Origin of the sequence: Micromonospora sp. NPDC000089 (assembly GCF_042899365.1) — a bacterium.
Lineage (GTDB): Bacteria > Actinomycetota > Actinomycetes > Mycobacteriales > Micromonosporaceae > Micromonospora.
Genome location: NZ_JBIAZT010000009.1, coordinates 146,619 through 168,709, shown reverse-complemented (window position 1 = coordinate 168,709; position 22,091 = coordinate 146,619). Strand labels below are relative to the sequence as shown.

Below are 22,091 nucleotides of genomic sequence, written 5' to 3'. Positions count from 1 at the left end.
TGTCGGCGGCCCGCAACCATTAGTCGCAATGTCGACGCGAGAGGTACCGCAGGGGGATCAAGCCCGTAGAGGGGGGCCGGGCGCGGTGACTAGGCTGCGGTCATGGCCAGCGATGTGGACACCGCACCGCTCGTCGGCCGGGCCGACCAGCTGACGATGCTGCGCGCCGCGCTCCTGGACGACCTGGGGCCGGGCCAGACGGCGGCCGTCTTCGTCACCGGCGAGAGCGGGGTGGGCAAGTCCCGCCTGCTCGACGAGGTGGGGGCCCGGCTGCGGGACGCGGGCGCCGTGGTGCTCACCGGCTCCTGCCTGGACATCGGCGACGCCTCCCCGCTGCACCCGGTACGCCAGGCGTTGCGCCGGTTCGACGCCGCCGCCAACCGGTCGGGCGCCGCCCCGGCGGTGACCGACCTGCTGCGGTTGTTCGCGGAGGAGACCGCCGCCACGGACGGCGCGGGCGCGCTGCTGGAGCGGGTCTCCCGGGGCCTGGGCCGGATCGCCGAGGGCCGCCCGCTGGTGCTCGTCCTGGACGACCTGCAGTGGGTGGACCGCAGCACCCGGCAGCTGCTGCTATACCTGCTGGCCGGCCTCGGCGACCTGCAGTTGTCGGTGCTGGCGGCGGTCCGGGCCGAGTCGCTGCAGGGCGCCCACCCGCTGCGCCGGGTGCTCACCGAGCTGCGCCGGCTGCGCTCGGTCAGGGTGCTCGACCTGGCACCGCTGGACCGGGCGGACACCGACCGGTTGGCCGCCGCGATCGTCGGCGCGCCGCTGCCCGGCGAGGCCGCCGACCAGGTCTGGCGGCGCAGCGGGGGCAACCCGTTCGTGGTGGAGGAGCTGGCCCGGGACCTGCGCGACGGCCGCGACGGGGTGTCCGACACGCTGCGGGAGATCTTCCTCGCCCGGGTGGACGCGCTGCCCCGGCCCGCGCACCAGGTGGTGCACGCGGTGGCCGCCGGGGTCGAGCCGGTCGGGCACTGGCTGCTCGCCGAGGCGCTCGGCCTGCCCGAGGAGGAGCTGATCGAGGCGGTCCGGGCCGCGGTGGCCCACCGGCTGCTGGTCGGGGCGGACGACGGGTACCGGCTGCGGCACCGGCTGGTCGCCGAGGTCCTCGCCGACGAGCTGCTGCCGGCCGAGCGGCGGGCCCTGCACCGCCGCTACGCCGAGGCGCTCACCCGGGCGCCGGCGGAGCCGCACCAGGCCCGGCTGGCGTACCACTGGCGGCTGGCCGGCGACCCCGGGCGGGCGCTGCCCGCCGCGGTGGCGGCGGCCCGGGAGGCGGAGCGCCTGCACGGTTTCGCCGAGGCGCACCGGCACTGGTCGGTGGCCGTGCAGCTGGCCGCCGCCCCGGCCGGCGACCCGGCCGCCGGGTCGCCGGACGCGGCGCCGGTGCGGGTCGACCGGGAGGAGCTGCTCGGCCACGCCGCGGAGACCGCCCACCAGTGCGGCGAGCACGCCCGGGCGCTGGAGCTGCTGGCCGAGCTGGCCGCGCTGCAGGGCGGCGAGCCGTCCTGCACGCTGCTGATCCGGCGTGCCCGGTACCTCGCGGCCGCCGGCCGGTCGGCGCCGGCCGAGGCCGAGTACCGGCGGGCCCTGGAGTCCGCCGCCTGCACCGACCGGGAGCGGGCCACCGCGGCGGCGCACCTGGCCGAGCTGCTGCTGCACCTGGGCCGGTACGCCGACGCCGGCGAGCGGGCCCGGGACGCGCTGGCGCTGGCCGCCGCGGTGGACGGCAGCACCACCGAGGTGGTGCTGGCCAGTTCGGCGCTGGGCTTCAGCGAGGCGTTCCTGGAGGACCCGGACGCCGGCCTGGCGGTGGTGCGCCGGGCGCTGGAGGTGGCCGAGCGGGCCGGCCGGCCGGAGGACGTCGCCTGCGCGTACCTGCACCTGGCGGAGCTGCTGACCGGGCCGCTGAACATCCTGGAGGAGGGGGTCGTGGTGGCCCGCCGGGGCGCCGAGCGGGTGGCGCAGCTGGGGCTGGGCCGCACGTACGAGACCCGGCTGCTGGCCATCGCCACCAACGGGCTGTTCCGGGTGGGGCAGTGGGCGGAGGCGGAGAAGGTGGTGGCCGCCGCGCTGCGCCACCGCCCGTCCGGCGCGGACGCGGTCGAGCTGCTGCTGGCCCGGTGCCGGCTGTCGGTCGGGTACGGCGACGTGGCCGCCTCCGACCGGGACCTGGAGGCGGTGGCGACGATGCTGGCCGGCGGCGGCGCCCCGCGGCACGTGCTGCCGATGCTGATCCTGCGGGCCGGGCTGGCGATGTGGGAGGGGCGGCACGACGTCGCCCGGCAGGCCGTGCAGCGCGGCCTCACCGAGAGCCGCTCCGACGACGTGGTGCTGCTGGCCACGCTGGCCTGGCACGGGCTGCGCGCCGAGGCCGAGGCGTACGCCGGTCGGGTGGTCCCGGTCGACGAGGCGGCGGTGCGGCGGCTGCGCGACGCGGTGGACCGGGTGGCCACCAAGAGCGTCACCGCGGCCGGCCCGGTGCGGTACGTCGCGGAGGGCTTCCTGGCGCTGTGCACCGCGGAGCTGAGCCGGTTGGACGGTCGGGGCGACCCGCAGCTGTGGGCGCACGCGGCCGCGGAGTGGGACCGGCGGCAGCACCCCTACCCGGCCGCGTACTCCCGGCTGCGGCAGGCGGAGGCGCTGCTGGCCCGGCGCAGCCGCAGCGCCACCGCGGGCACCCTGCTGCGGCAGGCCCACGAGATGGCCCAGGCGCTCGGCGCGGTGCCACTGACCAGCGAGATCACCACGCTGGCCGGCCGCGCCCGGCTGACCCTGGCCGACCGCGAGCGGCCCGCCGGGCCGCCGGCCCCGCCGCCCGGGGCGACCGCGGACGAGCTGGCGACGCTGACCGCCCGGGAGCGCGAGGTGCTGGCCGCGGTGGCCGAGGGCCTGACCAACCGGGAGATCGGCCAGCGGCTGTTCATCAGCGAGCGGACCATCGGCGTGCACGTGTCGCACATCTTCGACAAGCTCCAGGTCCGCACCCGGGTCCAGGCCAGCGCGATCCACCTGCGCAACCGTGCCGACTAGGCCGCACCGGAATACGTCGTTCTACTGATCCGGCGGGCGGTCGCCGCTGGCAGGCTGTTCGACGTACCGCCGACGGCACGTCGGCGCCGGCGACCACAGTGGAGGAGACATGACCGAACCGGTCTGGGGCCCCGTCCACGCCGACATCGTCGGCCTGCTCGCCGACCACCCGGAGGACGTGCCGGCGGTGGTTGACCACCTCACCAAGCTGCAGGACCTGCTGGTCCGGTTGCCCCCGTTGGAGGCCAGCTGCCCGCTGGCCGACTTCAACAAGCTCTACCTGACCATCACCTCCAGCGTGCTGGAGGGGCTGTACGACGACTACTTCGGCGACCCGGTGTTCCTGTCCCGGCTGGACGTGGAGTTCGCGGCCCGCTACTTCGACGCGTTGCGGCTGTGGACCGAGTCCAGCCCGAGCACCCCGAAGGCGTGGAGCTGCCTGTTCCACCGGATGCGCGGCCCGGACGCCCGGCCGTTGCCGTCGGCGGCGGCGGGGGTCAACGCGCACATCAACTTCGACCTGCCGTTCGCCCTGGTGACGACGTTCGACCACCTGGAGTCCGAGCCGGTCGACGGCACCGACCAGCACCGGGACTACCTGAAGATCAACGACATCTTCGCCGACAAGATCCCCGGGCTGCGCCGCGGCTACCTGGAGCGGTGGCAGCTGCTGCTGGACATGCTGAACGGCACCATCGACGACTGGTACGAGGGCGAGCTGGTCGACTACACCCGGGACGTGGCCTGGCGCAACGCGCAGAAGATCTGGCGCTGCCGGCACGACCCGCACGCCCGAGACTGCGAGCGGACGCGGCTGGACGACAACGCCGCGACGCTCGGCCGGCTGCTGCTGTCGCCGCTGGGGGCGTTCCTTCAGTAGCGGCCGGGACGGGGGGTCCCCGCGCTCCGGGAGACCGGGGCGCGGGGACGCGTCCGGGTGCCGGACCGGGCCCCCGGGGTGTCACCGCGCCCGCACCGGGTACGCCCCGCCCATGCCCGTGCACCGCTCCGCCTTCCGCTTCGACCCGCCCTTCCGGCTGCCGCTGGCGCTGCTCGGCGTCCGGCCGGAGACCTCCTGGGTGCTGGTCGACGAGGAGGCGTTGGAGATCCGGTACGGGCCGTGGCGGCTGCGCACCGGGCGGGCCAACGTGATCGGGGCCGAGGTCTCCGGGCCGTACCGGTGGTGGCGGGCGGTGGGGCCGCACCTGTCGCTGGCCGACGGCGGGGTCACCTTCGGCACCGGCACCACGGCGGGGGTCTGCGTCCGGTTCCGGTCGCCCGTGCCGGGGCTGGGGCCGGGCGCCTGGCCGCGGCACCCGGCGGCGACCGTGACGGTCGGCGACCCGGACGCGCTGGTCCGGGCGCTGGGTGGCGCACCGCCGGCTTGACCCGCGCTCCCCGGCGGTACGATCCGGCGCGCTCGCGGACGATCTCCCGGCTTGCCGGTTCCGCCGAGCGGGGCCGTGGGTAACGCCTACGGTCGGATCAGGGGCCGGAGGGCGGTACGGGCATGGCGGACGCGCGGGACGGGGCACGCCCCGAGGGCGACGGCGGGGACACCCTGCCGGTGGTGGCGCGGGCGTCCTCGACGGTCCGCGAGCCGGTGCCCGTCGAGCCTTCGGCCGGGGCGGTGGCGGTCCCGGCCTGCGTGGAGAGCCACGCCCGGCAGACCGGGCCGGACGGCCCGCTGCGGCGCTGGCTGTTCGAGCACCGGGTGCAGCCGCCCGGCCCGGAGGCGGAGGAGGGGACGCAGAAGCGGCACCCGTGGTGGCAGGTGATGTGCCTGACCGGGGTGGACTACTTCTCCACCCTGTCCTACCTGCCAGGCATCGCGGCGCTGGCCGCCGGCGCGCTCTCCCCGCTGGCCACCCTGCTGATCGTGGCGCTGACCCTGTTCGGGATGCTGCCGATGTACCGCCGGGTGGCGAAGGAGAGCCCGCACGGGCAGGGCTCGGTGGCGATGCTGGAGCGGCTGCTGCCGTTCTGGCGGGGCAAGATCTTCGTCCTGGTGCTGCTCGGCTTCGTGGCCACCTCGTGGATCATCACAATCACCCTGTCCTCCGCCGACGCGACGGTGCACCTGCTGGAGAACCCGGTGCTGCCGGAGTCCTTCCCGCACGGCACGACGGCGGCGGTGGTGGTGACCGTGGTGCTGCTGCTGATCCTCGGCGGGGTGTTCCTGATGGGCTTCAGCGAGGCGGTCGGCGTGGCCATCCCGCTGGTCGCGGTCTTCCTGGCGCTGAACGCGGTGATCGTGGTGGCCGGGCTGGCCGCGGTGGTCGCCGACCCGTCCCTGGTGGGGGACTGGACGGCCGCGCTGACCGCCCGGGGGCCGGGCCCGCTGGACCTGCTCGGACCGGCCGTGCTGGCGTTCCCGCTGCTGGTGCTCGGCCTGTCCGGCTTCGAGACCGGGGTGAGCATGATGCCGCTGGTGCGCGGCGCCGGCCCCGACGCCACCTCCGAGCAGCGTCTCGCGGCCCGGATCCGCAACACCCGCAAGCTGCTCACCACGGCCGCGTTGATCATGTCGGTGTACCTGCTCGCCACCACCTTCGTGACGACCGTGCTGATCCCGCCGAAGGAGTTCGCCCCGGGCGGCGCGGCGAACGGGCGGGCGCTGGCCTGGCTGGCGCACGAGCGGCTGGGCGAGGCGTTCGGCACCGCGTACGACATCAGCAGCGTGTTGATCCTCTGGTTCGCCGGCGCGTCCGCGATGGCCGGGCTGATCAACATCGTGCCGCGGTACCTGCCGTCGTACGGGATGGCGCCGGAGTGGGCCCGCGCGGTGCGCCCGGTGGTGATCGTCTACACCGTGGTCAGCATCGCCATCACGGTGGCCTTCCGGGCCGACGTGAACGCCCAGGCCGGCGCGTACGCCACCGGCATCCTGGCGATGATGGTCTCCGGCGCGGTCGCGGTGACCATCTCCGCGGCCCGCGCCGGCCGCCGCCGCGTCGCGGTCGGCTTCGCGGTGCTCACCGCCGTGCTGCTCTACGCGCTGGTCGAGAACGTGATCGAGAAGCCCGACGGGATCGCCATCTCCGGTCTGTTCATCGCCGGGATCATCACTGTCTCGCTGATCTCCCGGGTCACCCGCACCACCGAGCTGCGCGCCGAGCGGATCGAGTTCGACGAGCCGGCCCGCCGGTTCATCGCCGAGTCGCTGACCCACGACGGCCGGCTGCACCTGATCGCCAACAAGCGCGACAGTGGCGCGGTCAAGGAGTACCGGGTCAAGGAGCGGGCGCAGCGCGGCATGAACCCGGTGCCGGGCGCCGCGGACGTGCTCTTCCTGGAGATCGACGTGGTCGACCCGTCCGAGTTCAGCCAGGTGCTGCGGGTGCACGGGGTGGAGGTCGGCGGGTACCGGGTGCTGCGGGCCAGCAGCCCGGCGGCGCCGAACGCGATCGCCGCGATCCTGCTCGCCCTGCGCGACGGCACCGGGGTGCGCCCGCACGCGCACTTCGAGTGGTCCGAGGGCAGCCCGATCGCCCACCTGCTGCGCTACCTGATCCTCGGCCGGGGTGACACCCCGCCGGTGGTCCGGGAGATCATCCGCCGCAGCGAGCCGGACCCGGGCCGCCGCCCGGGCATCCACGTGGGCGGCTGAGGCCGCCGCCCCCGCGCCGTCCGCCACCCGCCGCCCAGCCGGGGGTACGCCGACCGGAGCCCCCACGGGCTCCGCCCGGCACCCCACCCGACCGGGCTCCGCCCGGCTCCCGCCCGCCCGGTCGGCTCCCGCCCGGTTCAGCCGAGGGCGCGCAGCCGGCCGGCCAGGTCGGCGGCGAAGAAGTCGATGAACCCGTCCGGGTCCGGGCCGGCGTTCTGCAGCACGATGTGGTCGAAGCCGGCGTCGAGGTAGCTCCGCACCGCCTGGACGTGCACCTGCGGGTCCGGCCCGCAGGCGAACTGCTTGCGGATGTGGTGCGGCTCCACCCAGGAGGTGGCCGCGTCGAAGTTGGCCGGGTTGGGCAGCTCGCTCATCACCTTCCAACCGGTGATCGCCCACCGGCTGGTCTCCAGGGCGGCCTGCACGGCCTGCTCCTCGTCGGTGGCCCAGGCCATCGGCACCTCGGCGTAGCGCGGCCCGTTGCCGCCGGCGGCCTGGTAGTTCTCCACGATGGAGGATTTCGGCTCGGTGGCGAACAGCCCGTCACCCAGCTCGGCGGCCATGGTGGCGGACGCCTTGCCGCTGGCGGCCACGGCGATCACCGGGAGGGTGTCGGGCAGGTCGAACACCCGGGCGTCCTCCAGCTGCAGGTGCTTGCCCTCGTACGACTGGTAGCCGCCCTGCCAGAGCAGCCGGATGATCTCCAGCGCCTCACGCAGCCGCTCGTGCCGCCCACGTACGCTCGGGAAGCCCTGGCCGATGACGTGCTCGTTGAGCCGCTCGCCGGCGCCGACGCCGAGGGTGAACCGGCCGTCGGACACCAGCGCCATGGTGGCGGCCGCCTGGGCGATGATCGCCGGGTGGTACCGGATGGTGGGGCAGGTGACGCCGGTGGCCAGCTCCAGCGTGCTGGTCTTGGCCGCGATGGCGCCGAGCACGCTCCAGGTGAACGAGGAGTGGCCCTGCCCGTCCAGCCATGGGTGGTAGTGGTCGCTCATCTCGACGAAGTCGAAGCCGGCCTGCTCGGCCCGGACCGCCTGCCGGATGATCTCCTGCGGCCCGTAGCCCTCGGAGGCCAGCTTGTAGCCGATCTTCATGGGTGTCTCCGTCCCGTATCGCGTTCGAATTCCCCGGTTCCCGGCCCGGACCCGGGCAAACGTCACCCTCCCGCCCAGTCTCCTAGGACGCTCTAGTGGTGGTGACGCCGCCGGGCTGGGCGTCCGGCGAGCGGCCGGCGGAGCCGGAGTGCCTCTCCGCGGCGCTTTGGAGCTCAGGCGGAGCCGGAGTGCCTCTCCGCGGCGCTTTGGAGCTGATGACGTGAACGAATCAACGGGACGGCCCGGGGAGCGGGGGACCTTCGGCAGCCGAGGGTGACCTCGTCGCCCGCGGTGATCGGGAGCGGACACGCGTCGGCCCGCGCCCGAGGGGTGAGGGCGCGGGCCGGGCGGGTCGGTCCTACTTGGAGGGCTGGGGCAGGGCGCAGTCGATCTTCGGGTTGGCGCCGATGTAGTTGAGCGGCCCGGCGACGATGGTCACCAGGATGGTGCCGGCCTCGGCGCAGTTGGTGTCGTTGTTGCTGAAGTAGCCGCGCTGGCCGGCGGCGATCGCGCCGATGACCAGCCAGATGACGACAAGGACTCCGAAAATCGACGTGCCGCGCATGGGGTGCCTCCAAGGTCAGGGTCGTTCGAGGTGACGCCCATGTACCCACACCCGCCGATCGGGTAAACGATGTCCGGGAACGGTCAGTGCGGCGGAGACGGGTCCTCCGGTGGCCGGTTGCGGCTGCGCAGGTGGTCGGCGGTCGCCACCCCGGCCAGCACCAGGGTCACGCCGGCGGCGGCGAACAGCGGGGGCAGGAAGAGGATCCCCGGGGCGATGGTGAGCAGCGCCAGCAGGCCGCCGGGGCGGGAGATCGACACCCGGCTGAACACCTCGTACTCGAAGGCGGCCCGACCGGCCAGGAACAGCGCCGGCCCGCCGAGCAGCACCGCCGCCCACGACGGCGGGGTCCGGCCGGACGGTTCGTGCAGCACCAGGTCGAAGCCGGCGGCGGTGGTGACCACCCCGGCGACCATCATCAGGTGGGTGTAGGGGGCGGTGAGCAGGAACCGGCTCGGCGACCGGGAGGTGCGGATGGCCTTCGGCAGCAGCTCGCCGGAGCGGTGCACGTAGATCCGCCAGAGCAGCAGCGTGCCGGCGAAGGCGAGGAAGAACGCGGCCAGGTTCGCCGCCTCGGAGCGGGCGACGCTGAACATCGTGCCGATCACCAGGATGGCGTCGCCGAGGGCGATGATGAAGAACTGCTGGTAGCGCTCCGAGAGGTGCTCGGCGGTGACGTTGCGCGCCCCCTCCGGCACCACGCCCAGCCCCGGCACCGGGTACGCCAGCCGGAAGCCGCCGTAGTCGACGGCGAGGGCGAGCGCCCAGAGCGCCTCCCGGGCGTGCCCGCCCACGACGCCGCCGACCAGCCACGGGATCGCGGAGACGCAGAACCAGACGAAGATCCGGGCGGCCCGGCGCTGGGTGTCCGGATGCCCGCGCACCAGCGGGATGAGGAACAGGCCCCGACCGAGGTGGATCGCGACGTAGGCGCCGGCGAAGACCGGGCCGCGGGTGTCGAACGCGTGTGGGATGGCGGTGGTCATCAGTAGCGCGCCGAACATCACCGTGACGATCAGCAGCTTGATCTGCGGGCGTTCGGGGTCGTACATGTCGGTGACCAAAGTGGTGATCGCCCAGGTCCACCAGATGGCCATCAGGACGATCAGCGACTGGCCGGCGCGCTGCCAGGTGACGTCGGTGACCAGGCCGCGGGAGATGAGCGCGAGGGCCACCACGTAGACCAGATCGAAGAAGAGCTCCAGCAGGGTGACCCGGCGGGGCGAGTCCGGCTCCCGCACCGGCGGGCGCGGCGTGCCGGGCTGCTCCGTCGGGTTGGGCGGCACAAGCTGCTCCTGCGGGACCGGGTGGTGATCTGGTCGGGCCGCCCCGCGGCCCCGTCACCGACAGTATGCGCAACTCCCGGAATCTGCCCGCTTAACGCCTTTCCGTCCCTATTTCCGGGAAGCGGGGGAGCGGAGCGTAAATCTGTTGCCCAGTCCGCCAGCGAACCACCAGCCTGTCGGGATGGATCTCCATCCCGAGGCGCCCGCGCCCGAGGTGCGGCCGCGCATCGACGTGCCGTTGGTGCGCCGGCTGATCGCCGCGCAATTCCCGCACTGGGCCGACCTGCCGGTCCGCCCGGTCGCCGCGGACGGCTGGGACAACCGCACCTTCCACCTGGGCGACGAGTTGACTGTCCGGTTGCCCAGCGCCACCGGCTACGTCGCGCAGGTCGCCAAGGAGCAGCGCTGGCTGCCGTACCTGGCGCCCCGGCTGCCGCTGCCCGTGCCCAGCACGGTGGCGGTGGGGGAGCCGGCGGAGGGGTACCCGTTCCCGTGGTCGGTCCGCCGATGGATCGAGGGTAACCAGGCGCGCGTCGAGCGGATCGCCGACCTGACCGCGTTCGCCGCCGACCTGGCCGACTTCCTCACCGCGCTGCGGCGGATCGAGCCGGCCGGTGGCCCGGTCGCCGGCCCGCACAGCTTCTGGCGGGGCGGGCCGCTGCGGACGTACGACGCGGACACCCACGCGGCGCTCGACCGGCTGGGCGACCGGGTTCCGGGCGAGGTGTTGCGGCGGCTGTGGGCCGACGCGCTGGCCTCGAGCTGGACGGCACCGCCGGTCTGGTTCCACGGCGACGTCGCGTTCGGCAACCTGCTGGTCCGCGACGGCCGGCTCGCCGCCGTGATCGACTTCGGCACCTGCGGGGTGGGCGACCCGGCCTGCGACCTCACCGTCGCCTGGACGATGCTGGACGGCGAGAGCCGGGAGGTGTTCCGCGCCGGGATGGCGCTCGACCCGGCGACCTGGGCGCGGGGCCGGGGCTGGGCGCTGTGGAAGGCCCTTATCACCTACGACAACCCGACGGGGGCCGAGGGCTCGCGGCAGGTGGTCACCCGGCTCGTCGAGGAGGCCGCCCTGGACCGCTGACCGCGGGCGGGCGAGCGGGATGTCCCGGTCGCCCGCCCTCTCGGACGTCTCAGGCGTCGCTGCCGGCGGGCGCCGGCAGCACCCGGTCGGCCTCGGCCGACGCCCCCGCCAGCACCTTGGCCTGCTGCGGCCAGGTGGCCAGGCTGGCGGTCGCCCGCAGGCCGGCCGCCCGGATGGTCTCCCGCAGCGCCGCCTCGTCCAGCTCGGCGAGCTGCCGGTAGGTGCGGATGCCCGCCTCCTGCAGCGCGGCCGCCATCTTCGGCCCGACGCCCTGGATCCGGCGGAAGTCGTCGGCCCGGTCCTCCGCCGCAGCGGCTCCGGCGGTCACCGCGTCCTCGTCCACCTGGGACGGGCCGGCCACCGGGGCGACGGGCGCGTCATCGGCCGCCGCGCGCGGCGCGGGAATCACCGGCGTGGTGCCGGCAACCTCCGAGTCGCCCCGCTCGCCGGTAGCCGGTTCCTCGGCGGTGGGTGCGTCGGCGGTGACCGACGCGTCGTCGGTCGGGCTGGCCGGAACCGGCTCGGTGTCGTGGGTGGCGAGCGCGCCGACCGGCTCGACCGGGGCGGGCTCGACCGCGGTGGTCGTCGCCGGCTCGGTGTCCGCGACGGTCGCGGGCTCGACCTCGCTGTTCGTCGCGCTCATCGGCGGGGCGTCAATGTCCTCGGCCGGCTCGACCTCGGCGTCCGCCGCGGTCGTTCCCGGCTCGGCGTCCCGTGCGGCGGGCACGGAGACCGGCTGCGACTCGCTGTCCGCGGGCGTGGACTCGGCGACCGGGACGCTCGTAGCGGTGCGGTCGGTGTCGTCGAGCCGGTCGTCGTCCCGCGGGTCGTCGTCGGCGCCGACCTCCGCGGTGGTGTCGAGCGGCTCGGCGGCGGGGGTGGCCGGCCGGTGCTCGTCCGCGGTGGGCTCGGTGTCCGCCGGCCCGGAGTGAGCGGGGGAGTCGTCGACCGCGACGGAGGTGCTGGTGGCGGCGAGGGACGCGGCGGCGGGCGGGACCGCCAGGTCGTCCGGCGTCGGCTCGTCCACCACCGCGGCGGGGGTCGGGGTGTCGTCGACGGTGGCCACCGGCCGGGGGGTGTCGACGGTGGCCGCGGCCGCCTTCTCCTCGTCGGAGAGCCTGACCACCGGGTCGTCTCCCATGATGGACGGACCCTGCGGCGTGCCCGTACCGGCCTGACGGCCGCGCAGCGTCCAGCCTCCGGCGAGACCGGCCAGCAGAGCCAGGATCACGATCAGCCATTGCCCGAAACTCGACGGCACGGCGAACCTCCCTCTCATGTACGTCGGAACAGTTGCGAAGAAAACTCGCCGCAGCTTCGCACACGGACATGTCCGACGACACCGAGGCTCGCCCGCTTCGGCGCAGGTGGGACGGCGGGCCTGGCCGAGATGACCGACGGTACGGGCGGCGGCACGCAGCGGTTCGCGAGATGATCGCTCGGCGCCGTCGAGGGCGCGTCCAAGGGGGAGGTGCCGGATGGTGTGGATCGCGGCAGTGCTGTGCCTGGTCGCCGTGGTGGTGACACAGCTGGTCGCGGTGCGGACGCGGGGCGGCCGGCGGCGGGGCCTGCGCGGGCTGGCGGTGCTGTTCGGGCTGGCGGCGGGCGTGGCGGTCGCCGTCGGCCTGTGGCAGCAGGCGAACCAGGACTGACGGCGGGCCCGGCCGGGCCGCGACGAGGTGCCTTCGTCGGGGCCCGGCCGGGCGGCTCGATCCGCCGGCGTCGACCCGGGGCGCGGTACGGCGGGAGTCAGCGCGTGGGGCGCGGGGCGTCGGTGGCGTCCCAGCTGTAGAAGCACCCGGCGAGGGTGTCCCGCGGCGAACGCCAGGTCGGCAGGTACGGCGAGGTGTGCGCGGACAGCCGCTCGTTGACCTGGTGGTACAGCGGGTGGTTGCGGGCGTCGGCGAGGGCGTCCACGTCCACCTCCGCGGTCTCGATCAGGTGCACGCACAGGTCGTGCAGGCTGTACAGCGACCGGTGGTGCACCCCGGTGAGCCGGGGCAGCTCGGTGGCGTCGGACTCGGCGAAGATCTGGGCGACCCGCCCCTCCGCGCCGGGGCTGATCCTGCTGACGATCACTAGACGGCTCATCGGACCCCTCTCGCCGGTCGCTCCCCGATCCGGTGGCGGGACCGGGGACGTGCGGTCCGTCCACCGTGCCCGCCGGGCTGTCACCTCACCGTTACGCCGGTGCCGCGTACCGTGACGCGGGCGACCGCGCCGGTCAGCGGGGCCCTCCGCGGGCCGGCACGCCGCCGCGGGCCGGCAGCTCGTTCCCACCGGTACGCCCCGACGGGCCCGGCGTGCCCGGTCCGGGTGGCCGGCCGGAGCCCCGGGGTGGTGCCGGGGTGGGGCGGCGCGACGCCTGGCGGATCGGGGCGAGGGTGGTGTCCAGCAGCGCGGACATGGTCGCGGACGGTTCCAGCCCCAGTTCCCGTAGCAGCAGGTCCCGGTAGACGTAGAAGGCGTGCACCGCCTCGAACGCGTTGCCCTCGGCGAGGTGGATGCGCACCACCAGCCGATGGGGGGTCTCCCGCAGCGGTTCGGCGGCCATCGCCTCCAGCGCCGCCTGCAGCGCCTCGCCGTGCCGGCCGGCCGCGAGGTGGTCGGCGGCGAGCTGTTCGAGCATGTGCAGGCGCAGCTGGCGCAGCCGTTCCCGGTCCAGCAGCACCCAGTCGTCGTACCAGCCGGGCAGCAGGTCACGGGTGCCGGCGGCGAGCGCGGCGGCGGCCCGCCCCGGATCGCTGCCGTCGCTGACCCGTTCCGCGGTGGACACCAGCTCGTCCACGTCCACCCGTACGGTCGGGTGCAGCCGGACGGTGTCGCCGGTGACCGCCAGCGGGCAGCAGGGGTCCTGGCGCAGCCGCCACAGCGCGGTGCGCAGCGAGGACAGGGCGCGCTCCTCCGGCACGTCGGGCCAGAGCTGGCCGGCCAGGTTGCTGCGGGTGGCGCCGGGGCGCAGCCCGATCAGGGCGACGACCCGTTGCAGGCCGCGCGGCACCACCACCGGCCGGTCGTCGTGCAGCAGCCGGAAGCCGCCCAGCAGGTGCAGGGAGATCGTCGGGGTGTCCGGCGGAAGGGTGGGTGACGTGCTGGCATGACCGGTCACGGGCGATACCCCCTGGACGGGACCTCGGTCCACACTGCTCCGGCGTCCCCCGCGCGGTCGCCCCGGGACGCCAGTGTCTCCAGTCGCTCCCGCCTCGGCGCGGCGTCGCATCGCCGGCCCCCGAAGGACTGACCGGCTCGGACACTATCAATTGTGATTACTCTGGGTCAACAAAAGCGTCGGCATCGTGACCTTTGCGGATCCCCCTCGATCATGTCCTTGATCTGCGCACAATCGACCTCCCTCGGGCATGGGCGGACAGCCTCCGCATAGCCGATGCACAGCAAACGTCAACGCACCGTCACCGTCGTACGTGTCGGCTCGGCGGTGCGGGATGACGCGCCGGTGACGCGGCCGACCGGATCGTGTCGGCAGCCACCCGGTCGAGGGCACCGGGGGCACGCCGTCGGGAGGCCGCAGATGGAGCGTTCGCTGATCGTGGCGAAGGTGGTGCCGAGCGCCGAGGACCGGGTCGCCGAGATCTTCGCCGAGTCCGACGCGACGGAGCTGCCCCGGCTGGTCGGGGTCCGGCACCGGTCGCTGTACCGGCTGGGCGACCTCTACGTGCACCTGCTGGAGACCGACTCGGCCGGGACGGGCGCCGTGGAGGCGGTCCGCGACCACCCCGAGTTCGTCCGGGTCAGCGAGCGGCTGCGGCCGTACATCTCGCCGTACTCGCCGGACTGGCGTTCCCCGCGGGACGCGATGGCGCGCTGCTTCTACACCTTCGACGCGGTCGACGCCGGGCGGCCGGCATGACCAGCACCGTTCCCGACGAGCAGCTCTGGTCGCGCTGCGCCGGCTGCGCGTCGCTGCTCTACCGCAAGCGGCTTCGGCGCAACCTGGACGTCTGCCCGGAGTGCGGCGCGCACGCCCGGCTGACCGCGCCCGAGCGGCTGCGCCAGCTGGTCGACCCGGACAGCTGGGTGCCGCTGCCGCAGCCGGCGGCGCAGGTGGACCCGATCGGGTTCGTCGACGCGCTGCCGTACCCGCACCGGCTCAGCGCTGCCCGGGCCGGCACCGGCCTCGACGAGGCGGTGCTCTGCGGCGCCGCGCGGATCGGCGGCCACCCGCTCGCGCTGGCGGTGATGGACTTCCGCTTCCTCGGCGGCAGCCTCGGCTGCGCGGTCGGCGAGCTGATCACCTGCGCGGCGGAGCGGGCGCTGGCCGACGCGGTGCCGCTGGTGCTGGTGACCGCCTCCGGCGGGGCCCGGATGCAGGAGGGCGCGCTGTCGCTGATGCAGATGGCCACCGTCAGCCAGGCCGTCGCCGGGCTGCGCGAGGCGGGACTGCTCACGGTCAGTGTGATCACCGACCCGACGTACGGCGGGGTGGCCGCCTCGTTCGCCACCAACACCGACGTGCTGCTGGCCGAGAGCGGCGCCCGGATGGGCTTCGCCGGGCCGCGGGTGATCCGCCAGGTGACCGGGCGAGCCCTGCCGGACGGGTTCCAGACCGCGGAGTTCCTGCTGCGTCACGGCCAGGTCGACGCGGTGGTGCCGAGGCGGGCGCTGCGCGGTCGGCTGTCGGTGCTGCTCGCCGCGGCGGCCGCCGGGCGGGCCCGGGCCGGTCGGGTGGTCGTACCCCGGCAGGAGCCGGCCCGGCCCGTGCCGGCGCCGGCCGCCGGGCCGGAACCGGCGACGGCGGTGGTCGCCGACGCGTGGGAGACCGTGCGGGCGGCCCGGCACCCGGCCCGGCCGACCACGCTGGACTATCTGGACGGCGCGTTCGACGGCTTCGTCGAGCTGCACGGCGACCGGCTCGGCGCGGACTGTCCGGCGGTGGTCGGCGGTTTGGCCCGCCTGGACGGCCGCCCGGTGATGGTGATCGGCCACCAGAAGGGACACACCACCGCCGAGCTGGTGGCCCGCAACTTCGGCATGGCCAGCCCGGCCGGGCACCGCAAGGCGCTGCGGCTGATGCGGCTGGCCGCCCGGCTCGGGCTGCCCGTGGTGACCCTGGTCGACACCCCCGGCGCGGACCCCGGGGTGGCCGCCGAGCAGCACGGGCAGGCCGCCGCGATCGCGGAGAACATCCTGGCGCTCAGCGTGCTGCCCACCCCGGTGGTCGCGGTGATCACCGGCGAGGGCGGCAGCGGCGGCGCGCTGGCCCTGGCCGTCGCCGACCGGGTGCTGATGCTGCGGCAGGCGGTCTACTCGGTGATCAGCCCGGAGGGCTGCGCGGCGATCCTCTGGCCGGACAGCGCCGCCGCCCCGCAGGCCGCGCGGGCGCTGCGGCTGACCGCCCCGGACCTGTGCCGGCTGGGCGTCGCCGACGAGATCGTGCCCGAGCCGGACGGCGGCGCGCAGGCCGACCCGGAGCGGGCCGTGCAGCTGCTGCGCCGGGCCGTCGCGGCGAACCTCACGCCGCTGCTCGACATGCCGACGGCCACCCTGGTCCGGCGCCGCCGGCAGCGGTTCCGCCGGTTCGGCGCGGCCCGCGTCAGCGTCCCGGCGGTGGCCCGGTGAGCGCCACGGTCGGCGACGGCGACGCGGTGCTGGCCGGGCTGCGGCGGCACGCCCACCAGCTGGTCACCGAGCTGGCCGGCCCGGTCCGCCGGGTCCGGCTGCGCCGCGGCGAGACGTCGCTGGAGGTGGAGTGGCACGAGCCGGCCACCGCGCCGGCGCCGCCCGCCGTACCGCCGTCCGCGCCCGCCGAGCCGCCGGTAGCCGACGCCGGCCGGCTGACCGTCCGGGCGCCGATCGTCGGCACCTTCTACCGGGCGCCCGAGCCCGGCGCCGCGCCGTTCGTCGCCGTCGGCGACGAGGTCCGGCCCGGCCAGGTGGTGGGGATCGTCGAGGCGATGAAGCTGATGAACGAGGTGACCGCCGACCGGGCCGGCCGGGTGGTCGAGGTGCTGGTCGACGACGGCCGGCCGGTCGAGTACGACCAGCCGCTCGTGCTGCTGGAACCGGGTGACCGCTGATGTTCGAGAAGGTGCTGATCGCCAACCGGGGTGAGATCGCGCTGCGGGTGCTGCGGGCCTGCCGGGAACTGGGCGTGCGGACGGTGGTGGTCTACTCCACCGCCGACGCCGACTCGGCCGCCGTCCGGCTCGCCGACGAGACCGTCCGGATCGGCCCGCCCGCGCCGCGCCGCAGCTACCTCAACGCCGCCGCGATCGTGGAGGCCGCCCGGCAGACCGGCGCCCAGGCGGTGCACCCCGGCTACGGGTTCCTCTCCGAGGACGCCGACTTCGCCGAGATCTGCGCGGCGAACGGGTTGACCTTCATCGGCCCGCCACCGCAGGTGATGGCGGCGCTGGCCGACAAGTCCACCGCGCGGGCGCTGATGCGCCGGGCCGGGCTGCCGCTGCCCGCCGGCAGCGTCCGGACGCTGCCCACGCTGGCCGAGGCCGCCCGGGTCGCCGACGAGGTCGGCTACCCGGTGATCGTCAAGGCCGCCGCCGGGGGCGGGGGCCGCGGCATGCGGGTGGTCCGCGGGCCGGCCGAGCTGCCCCGGGCGTACGCCCGGACCCGCGCCGACGCGCAGGCCGTGTTCGGCGACGACCGGGTGTACGTCGAGCGGTACCTCACCGACGCCCGGCACGTCGAGGTGCAGGTGCTCTGCGACGGCCACGGCCACGGCGTGCACCTGGGCACCCGGGAATGCTCGGTGCAGCGCCGCCACCAGAAGCTGGTCGAGGAGGCGCCCGCCCCGGCGCTGTCCCCGGCCACCCTGGACACCATCGCGGCGACCGCGCTGCGCGGGGTGCTCGAGGTCGGCTTCGTCGGCGCCGGCACGGTGGAGTTCCTGGTGGACGAGGCCGAGCGGTTCCACTTCCTGGAGATCAACTCGCGGATCCAGGTGGAGCACCCGGTCACCGAGATGATCACCGGGATCGACCTGGTGCACGAGCAGCTGCACGTCGCGGCCGGGGTGCCGCTGCGGCTGCGGCAGAGCGACGTCCGCCTGCACGGGGTGGCGGTGGAGTGCCGGGTGAACGCGGAGGACCCGGACCGCGACTTCGCGCCCACTCCCGGCCGGCTGGAGCGCTTCACCCCGCCCGGCGGCCCGTTCACCCGGGTCGACACGCACGGCTACGCCGGCTACCTGGTCGGCCCGCACTACGACTCGCTGCTGGCCAAGGTGGCGGTCTGGGCGCCGGACCGGGAGCTCGCGCTGGACCGGCTGGAACGGGCCGTCGGCGAGTTCGACATCGCCGGGCCCGGGGTGCGCACCACCATCCCGTTCGTCCGGCGGGTGCTCGACGACGCCGCCTTCCGCAAGGGCCGCTACTCCACCGCCATCGTGGACCGCCTGCTCGCCGAGCGGCCCCCGACGACCCCGCCCACCCACCCGGCACCACCGATGAACCAGACCCCGCCCAACGACCCGTCCGCGTCGCCCGACCCGTCCGCGCCGCGACCCGAGGAGGATCCGAGATGACCGTGACCCACGGCCGACCGCTCACCGCCGAGATCACCGACATCCTGGTGGCCCACTGCGGCCTGGACCCGGACGCCGCCGCCCACGCCCCCGCCGCCTCCCTGGAGGAGTTGGGCATGGACTCGCTGGCCCTGCTGGAACTGTCCGCCGTGGTGACCGACCGGTGGCGGGTCCAGCTGCCCGAGCAGGCCGCCCAGTTGAGCATTCCCGCGGTCGCCGACCTGGTCGCCCGCCGCGCCGACCCGGCCGGCCCGGCCACCGCGGCGGGCCAGCCGGCGGCCCCACCACAGGCCGCGGTGCCCCGGCAGGGCGGCGCCGCCGAGCAGGAGGCTGGCACCGCCGAGCAGGAGGCGCCGGCCGGGCCGCCCGGGCACACCGAGAACGGCATCCTGATCGCCGCCCCGCTGCCGGTGGTCTGGGAGATCACCAACGACGTGCCGAACTGGACGGACCTGTTCACCGAGTACGCCGCGGTGGAGATCCTGCACCGCGACGGCGACACCGTCCGGTTCCGGCTCACCATGCACCCGGACGAGAACGGGGTGGCGTGGAGCTGGGTCAGCGAGCGCACCGCCGACCCGGCCACCCGCGAGGTGCACGCGCACCGGGTGGAGACCGGGCCGTTCGAGTACATGCGGATCCACTGGCGGTACGCCGAGGAGCCCGGCGGCACCCGGATGACCTGGGTGCAGGACTTCGCGATGAAGCCCACCGCGCCGGTGGACGACGCGGGGATGACCGCGCGGATCAACGCCAACAGCCGGGTGCAGCTGGCCGTGATCAAGGAGCGGATCGAGCGGGTGGGAGGCGGCCATGAGTGACACCGTCACCGGCCTGGTCGCCGCCCGGGACGTACCGGCCGACACCCGGCGCGGCGGTCAGCTGCGGGTGCTGCTCGGCCCGAAGACCGTGGGCAGCACCTCCGGCTTCATGGGCGTGGCCGCCCTGGCCCCCGGCGAGCGGATCGCCGAGCACTACCACCCGTACAGCGAGGAGTTCCTCTACGTCTCGCGCGGCGCGATCACCGTCGACCTGGACGACGAGCCGGTGCCGGTCGCGGCGGGGGAGGGGCTGTTCGTGCCGCGAAACGTGCGGCACCGGCTGCGCAACACCGGCGACGTACCGGCCGAGGTGGTGTTCCACCTCGGACCGCTCGCCCCCCGCCCGGAGCTCGGCCACGTGGACACCGAACTGGCCAACCAGCGGGGTTCATCGTGAGCGCGAGGAGTGAGCCGGGGTTGCGAGCCCCGCAGTCGCGAACCCAAGCCGGCGCTGTGACCAGGCGGCGGACGGTGGTCACCGGGATCGGGGTGGTGGCGCCGGGCGGCGCCACCCGGGACCGGTTCTGGAAGACCCTCACCGAGGGGCGGACGGCCACCCGGCGGATCAGCTTCTTCGACCCGGCGCCGTTCCGGTCGCAGATCGCCGCCGAGTGCGACTTCGACCCGGACGCGGCCGGGCTGACCCTCGCCGAGCGGCAGCGCGCCGACCGGTACGTGCAGTTCGCCCTGGCCTGCTCGATCGAGGCGCTGGCCGACAGCGGCCTGACCCTCACCGACGCCGAACGGGAGGTCACCGGCGTGGTGCTCGGCACCGCCGTCGGCGGCACCATGGCCCTGGAGCAGGAGTACGTCCGGGTCAGCGACACCGGCCGCAACTGGCTGGTCGACCACGCCCTCGGCGGGCCGTACCTCTACCAGGCGCTGGTGCCCAGCAGCCTGGCCGCCGACGTGGCCGTCCGGCACGGGCTGCACGGGCCGGCCCAGGTGATCTCCACCGGCTGCACCTCCGGCATCGACGCCATCGGGTACGCCCACCAGCTCATCACCGACGGCGAGGCGGACATCGTGCTGGCCGGCGCGGCCGACTCGCCGATCTCCCCGGTCACCGTCGCCTCGTTCGACGCGATCAAGGCGACCAGCCCCGACAACGACGACCCGGCGCACGCCTCCCGGCCGTTCGACGCCGACCGGCACGGCTTCGTGCTCGCCGAGGGCGGCGCGGTGCTGGTGCTGGAGGAGTGGGAGCACGCCCGCCGCCGGGGCGCGCACGTCTACTGCGAGCTGGCCGGGTACGCCAGCCGCAGCAACGGTTTCCACATGACCGGGCTGCGCCCCGACGGGGTGGAGATGGCGTTGGCGATCGACGCCGCGCTGCGCCAGGGTCGGCTGGACCCGTCCGACGTGTCGTACATCAGCGCGCACGGCTCCGGCACCCGGCAGAACGACCGGCACGAGACGGCCGCGTTCAAGCGCAGTCTCGGCGCGCACGCCCACCGGGTGCCGGTCAGCTCGATCAAGTCGATGGTCGGGCACTCGCTCGGCGCGATCGGCTCGATCGAGATGGCCGCCTGCGCGCTGGCCATCGAGTACGGCGTGGTGCCGCCGACCGCCAACTGGACCACCCGGGACCCGGAGTGCGACCTCGACTACGTGCCCAACGTGGCCCGGGAGACCCCGGTCGACGTGGCGCTCTCGGTGGGCAGCGGCTTCGGCGGCTTCCAGTCCGCGATGCTGTTCCGCCGGCTGGCGGCGACCCGGTGACCGGCCCGCTGCACGACCCGGCGGAGCCGGCGCGGCGGCCCGCGGGCGGTGCTCGTTCCGCCGGCGGCGACCCGGCCGCGAGGATGGTCGTCGACGGCGGCCCGGCGACGGCGCGGGCGGTGGTGACCGGGATCGGCGTGGTCGCGCCCAGCGGGATCGGGGCGGACGCGCACTGGCGCACCGTGCTCGCGGGCGCCCGGCGCACCGGCCCGATCACCCTGTTCGACCCGGCCGGCTACCCGACCCGGATCGGCGGCGAGGTGACCGGCTTCGACCCGGCCCGGTACGCCGACAACCGGCAGCTGGTGCAGACCGACCGGTGGACCCACCTTGGATTCGCCGCGACCCGGCTGGCGCTGACCGATGCCGGCCTGCCGGACCGGGCGCCCGACCCGTACGACTGGGCGGTCACCCTGGCCAGCTCGTCCGGGGGCAACCTGTTCGGCCAGCGGGAGCTGCAACGGCTCTGGGGCGGCACCAGCCGGACGGTCGGGGCGTACCAGTCGATCGCCTGGTTCTACGCGGCCAGCGTCGGGCAGCTCTCCATCCACCACCAGTTCAAGGGGCCCAGCGGGGTGCTGGTCGCCGAGTCCGCCGGCGGGCTGGACAGCCTGGCCCACGCGGTACGCACCATCCGGCGCGGCACCCCGGTGGTGCTGGCCGGCGCGACCGAGTGCCCGTTGAGCCCGTACGCGCTCGCCTGCCAGCTGCGCTCCGGGCTGCTCAGCGACATCGACGACCCGGCGCAGGCGTACCGGCCGTTCGACCGCCGGGCCACCGGGTACGTGCCGGCCGAGGGCGGCGCGGTCTTCGTGGTGGAGGAGCTGGGCCACGCGCTGGCCCGGGGCGCCCGGATCTACGGTGAGGTGACCGGCTGGGGCGCCACCCACGACGCCGTGCACACCGGGCCGGACGAGGCGGCCGACCCCCGGCACTACGCGCGGGCGCTGCGGCTGGCCCTGGACCGGTCCGGGGTGAGCGCCGCCGACGTCGACCTGGTGGTGCCCGACGCGCTGGGCGTGCCGCACCAGGACCGGGCCGAGGCGACCGCGCTGCGCGCGGTCTTCGGCGACCGGCCGCCGCCGGTGAGCACCCACAAGCCGCTGACCGGCCGGGCCCACCAGGGCGGCGCCGCGCTGGACGTGGCCACCGCGCTGCTCGCCCTGCACCACGACACGCTGCCCGCCTCCGCCGGGCCGGTCGACCCGGCGCCCGGCTGCGAGCTGGACTTCCTGCGTACGCCCCGGCGCCCGCGGGCCCGGGTCGCGCTGGTCGGCGCCCGCGGCTTCGACGGCTTCAACAGCGCCCTGGTGCTGCGCGGCGCGCCGTCGCCCGGTGACCCGATCGACTGAGCCGGTGCCGGACAATTCCC

General features: G+C 75.2%; 20 protein-coding genes. 14 read left to right on the top strand and 6 right to left on the bottom strand.

The window, feature by feature from the left end; translation table 11 throughout:
- Positions 1-102 precede the first annotated feature (102 nt).
- The 4 genes from ACFY3U_RS18475 (at position 103) to ACFY3U_RS18460 (ending at position 6,643) form a co-directional block, all read left to right on the top strand.
- Positions 103-3,033, top strand: a complete 2,931-nt coding sequence (locus ACFY3U_RS18475; RefSeq protein WP_387202734.1) for an AAA family ATPase — start codon at positions 103-105, stop codon at positions 3,031-3,033.
- A 109-nt stretch (positions 3,034-3,142) separates the two neighbouring features.
- Positions 3,143-3,913 (top strand): DUF5995 family protein, encoded by a 771-nt coding sequence (locus ACFY3U_RS18470; RefSeq protein WP_387202731.1) that lies wholly within the window; start codon positions 3,143-3,145, stop codon positions 3,911-3,913.
- 112 nt (positions 3,914-4,025) lie between these two features.
- Positions 4,026-4,421, top strand: a complete 396-nt coding sequence (locus ACFY3U_RS18465) for a hypothetical protein (protein WP_387202728.1) — start codon at positions 4,026-4,028, stop codon at positions 4,419-4,421.
- A gap of 122 nt (positions 4,422-4,543) precedes the next feature.
- Positions 4,544-6,643: an amino acid transporter gene (locus ACFY3U_RS18460; protein WP_387202725.1), complete on the top strand. Its 2,100-nt coding sequence runs from the start codon at positions 4,544-4,546 to the stop codon at positions 6,641-6,643.
- Between the two features lie 137 nt (positions 6,644-6,780).
- Here the strand turns inward: ACFY3U_RS18460 and ACFY3U_RS18455 are convergent, their stop codons facing one another.
- The 3 genes from ACFY3U_RS18455 to ACFY3U_RS18445 all read right to left on the bottom strand — a co-directional run bounded on the left by ACFY3U_RS18455 (position 6,781) and on the right by ACFY3U_RS18445 (position 9,591).
- On the bottom strand, positions 6,781-7,740 hold the full coding sequence (locus tag ACFY3U_RS18455) for a TIGR03557 family F420-dependent LLM class oxidoreductase (RefSeq protein WP_387202722.1): 960 nt from the start codon (positions 7,738-7,740) through the stop codon (positions 6,781-6,783).
- 358 nt (positions 7,741-8,098) lie between these two features.
- The gene (locus tag ACFY3U_RS18450) at positions 8,099-8,305 is read right to left on the bottom strand and encodes a hypothetical protein (RefSeq protein ID WP_387202719.1); all 207 of its coding nucleotides are present in this window, start codon (positions 8,303-8,305) and stop codon (positions 8,099-8,101) included.
- An 83-nt stretch (positions 8,306-8,388) separates the two neighbouring features.
- Positions 8,389-9,591, bottom strand: a complete 1,203-nt coding sequence (locus tag ACFY3U_RS18445) for a low temperature requirement protein A (protein ID WP_387202716.1) — start codon at positions 9,589-9,591, stop codon at positions 8,389-8,391.
- A 181-nt stretch (positions 9,592-9,772) separates the two neighbouring features.
- Here ACFY3U_RS18445 and ACFY3U_RS18440 point away from each other — a divergent pair, with 181 nt between their 5' ends.
- Entirely contained in the window at positions 9,773-10,678 is a 906-nt protein-coding gene (locus ACFY3U_RS18440; RefSeq protein ID WP_387202712.1) for an aminoglycoside phosphotransferase family protein, read from the top strand.
- Positions 10,679-10,727: 49 nt separating this feature from the next.
- On the opposite strand, the gene ACFY3U_RS18435 is transcribed toward ACFY3U_RS18440, so the two are convergent.
- Positions 10,728-11,939, bottom strand: coding sequence for a helix-hairpin-helix domain-containing protein (locus ACFY3U_RS18435; RefSeq protein ID WP_387202709.1), 1,212 nt, complete (start codon positions 11,937-11,939; stop codon positions 10,728-10,730).
- A 220-nt stretch (positions 11,940-12,159) separates the two neighbouring features.
- On the opposite strand from ACFY3U_RS18435, the gene ACFY3U_RS18430 reads away from it, so the two are divergent.
- Positions 12,160-12,330 (top strand): hypothetical protein, encoded by a 171-nt coding sequence (locus ACFY3U_RS18430; RefSeq protein ID WP_387202706.1) that lies wholly within the window; start codon positions 12,160-12,162, stop codon positions 12,328-12,330.
- A gap of 97 nt (positions 12,331-12,427) precedes the next feature.
- Here the strand turns inward: ACFY3U_RS18430 and ACFY3U_RS18425 are convergent, their stop codons facing one another.
- Together ACFY3U_RS18425 and ACFY3U_RS18420 are read right to left on the bottom strand one after the other, a co-directional pair.
- Positions 12,428-12,769: a TcmI family type II polyketide cyclase gene (locus ACFY3U_RS18425; RefSeq protein WP_387202702.1), complete on the bottom strand. Its 342-nt coding sequence runs from the start codon at positions 12,767-12,769 to the stop codon at positions 12,428-12,430.
- A gap of 133 nt (positions 12,770-12,902) precedes the next feature.
- Positions 12,903-13,787, bottom strand: a complete 885-nt coding sequence (locus ACFY3U_RS18420) for a BTAD domain-containing putative transcriptional regulator (protein ID WP_387202699.1) — start codon at positions 13,785-13,787, stop codon at positions 12,903-12,905.
- 420 nt (positions 13,788-14,207) lie between these two features.
- On the opposite strand from ACFY3U_RS18420, the gene ACFY3U_RS18415 reads away from it, so the two are divergent.
- From ACFY3U_RS18415 to ACFY3U_RS18380, 8 genes are all read left to right on the top strand, one after another.
- On the top strand, positions 14,208-14,546 hold the full coding sequence (locus ACFY3U_RS18415) for a TcmI family type II polyketide cyclase (protein ID WP_387202696.1): 339 nt from the start codon (positions 14,208-14,210) through the stop codon (positions 14,544-14,546).
- On the top strand, positions 14,543-16,255 hold the full coding sequence (locus ACFY3U_RS18410; RefSeq protein ID WP_387202693.1) for an acetyl-CoA carboxylase carboxyltransferase subunit alpha: 1,713 nt from the start codon (positions 14,543-14,545) through the stop codon (positions 16,253-16,255). The genes ACFY3U_RS18415 and ACFY3U_RS18410 overlap by 4 nt, the downstream gene beginning before the upstream one ends.
- Entirely contained in the window at positions 16,252-16,713 is a 462-nt protein-coding gene (accB, locus tag ACFY3U_RS18405; protein WP_387202690.1) for an acetyl-CoA carboxylase biotin carboxyl carrier protein, read from the top strand. Before ACFY3U_RS18410 ends, accB begins: the two co-directional genes overlap by 4 nt.
- On the top strand, positions 16,713-18,176 hold the full coding sequence (locus ACFY3U_RS18400; RefSeq protein WP_387202688.1) for an acetyl/propionyl/methylcrotonyl-CoA carboxylase subunit alpha: 1,464 nt from the start codon (positions 16,713-16,715) through the stop codon (positions 18,174-18,176). The genes accB and ACFY3U_RS18400 overlap by 1 nt, the downstream gene beginning before the upstream one ends.
- On the top strand, positions 18,173-18,997 hold the full coding sequence (locus ACFY3U_RS18395; protein ID WP_387202685.1) for an SRPBCC family protein: 825 nt from the start codon (positions 18,173-18,175) through the stop codon (positions 18,995-18,997). The genes ACFY3U_RS18400 and ACFY3U_RS18395 overlap by 4 nt, the downstream gene beginning before the upstream one ends.
- On the top strand, positions 18,990-19,394 hold the full coding sequence (locus tag ACFY3U_RS18390; RefSeq protein ID WP_387202682.1) for a cupin domain-containing protein: 405 nt from the start codon (positions 18,990-18,992) through the stop codon (positions 19,392-19,394). Before ACFY3U_RS18395 ends, ACFY3U_RS18390 begins: the two co-directional genes overlap by 8 nt.
- A 56-nt stretch (positions 19,395-19,450) precedes the next feature.
- Positions 19,451-20,719 (top strand): beta-ketoacyl-[acyl-carrier-protein] synthase family protein, encoded by a 1,269-nt coding sequence (locus ACFY3U_RS18385; protein WP_387202679.1) that lies wholly within the window; start codon positions 19,451-19,453, stop codon positions 20,717-20,719.
- A gap of 83 nt (positions 20,720-20,802) precedes the next feature.
- Positions 20,803-22,071: a beta-ketoacyl synthase N-terminal-like domain-containing protein gene (locus ACFY3U_RS18380; RefSeq protein WP_387203027.1), complete on the top strand. Its 1,269-nt coding sequence runs from the start codon at positions 20,803-20,805 to the stop codon at positions 22,069-22,071.
- Positions 22,072-22,091 lie beyond the last annotated feature (20 nt).

Bases quoted from the DNA above. Each gene is read 5' to 3' on its own strand.
- ACFY3U_RS18465 (WP_387202728.1), top strand. From the start codon at position 4,026: ATGCCCGTGCACCGCTCCGCCTTCCGCTTCGACCCGCCCTTCCGGCTG.
- ACFY3U_RS18450 (WP_387202719.1), bottom strand. From the start codon at position 8,305: ATGCGCGGCACGTCGATTTTCGGAGTCCTTGTCGTCATCTGGCTGGTC.
- ACFY3U_RS18440 (WP_387202712.1), top strand. From the start codon at position 9,773: ATGGATCTCCATCCCGAGGCGCCCGCGCCCGAGGTGCGGCCGCGCATC.
- ACFY3U_RS18470 (WP_387202731.1), top strand. From the start codon at position 3,143: ATGACCGAACCGGTCTGGGGCCCCGTCCACGCCGACATCGTCGGCCTG.
- ACFY3U_RS18460 (WP_387202725.1), top strand. From the start codon at position 4,544: ATGGCGGACGCGCGGGACGGGGCACGCCCCGAGGGCGACGGCGGGGAC.
- ACFY3U_RS18455 (WP_387202722.1), bottom strand. From the start codon at position 7,740: ATGAAGATCGGCTACAAGCTGGCCTCCGAGGGCTACGGGCCGCAGGAG.
- ACFY3U_RS18390 (WP_387202682.1), top strand. From the start codon at position 18,990: ATGAGTGACACCGTCACCGGCCTGGTCGCCGCCCGGGACGTACCGGCC.
- ACFY3U_RS18380 (WP_387203027.1), top strand. From the start codon at position 20,803: ATGGTCGTCGACGGCGGCCCGGCGACGGCGCGGGCGGTGGTGACCGGG.
- ACFY3U_RS18410 (WP_387202693.1), top strand. From the start codon at position 14,543: ATGACCAGCACCGTTCCCGACGAGCAGCTCTGGTCGCGCTGCGCCGGC.
- ACFY3U_RS18395 (WP_387202685.1), top strand. From the start codon at position 18,173: ATGACCGTGACCCACGGCCGACCGCTCACCGCCGAGATCACCGACATC.
- ACFY3U_RS18415 (WP_387202696.1), top strand. From the start codon at position 14,208: ATGGAGCGTTCGCTGATCGTGGCGAAGGTGGTGCCGAGCGCCGAGGAC.
- ACFY3U_RS18400 (WP_387202688.1), top strand. From the start codon at position 16,713: ATGTTCGAGAAGGTGCTGATCGCCAACCGGGGTGAGATCGCGCTGCGG.
- ACFY3U_RS18475 (WP_387202734.1), top strand. From the start codon at position 103: ATGGCCAGCGATGTGGACACCGCACCGCTCGTCGGCCGGGCCGACCAG.
- ACFY3U_RS18425 (WP_387202702.1), bottom strand. From the start codon at position 12,769: ATGAGCCGTCTAGTGATCGTCAGCAGGATCAGCCCCGGCGCGGAGGGG.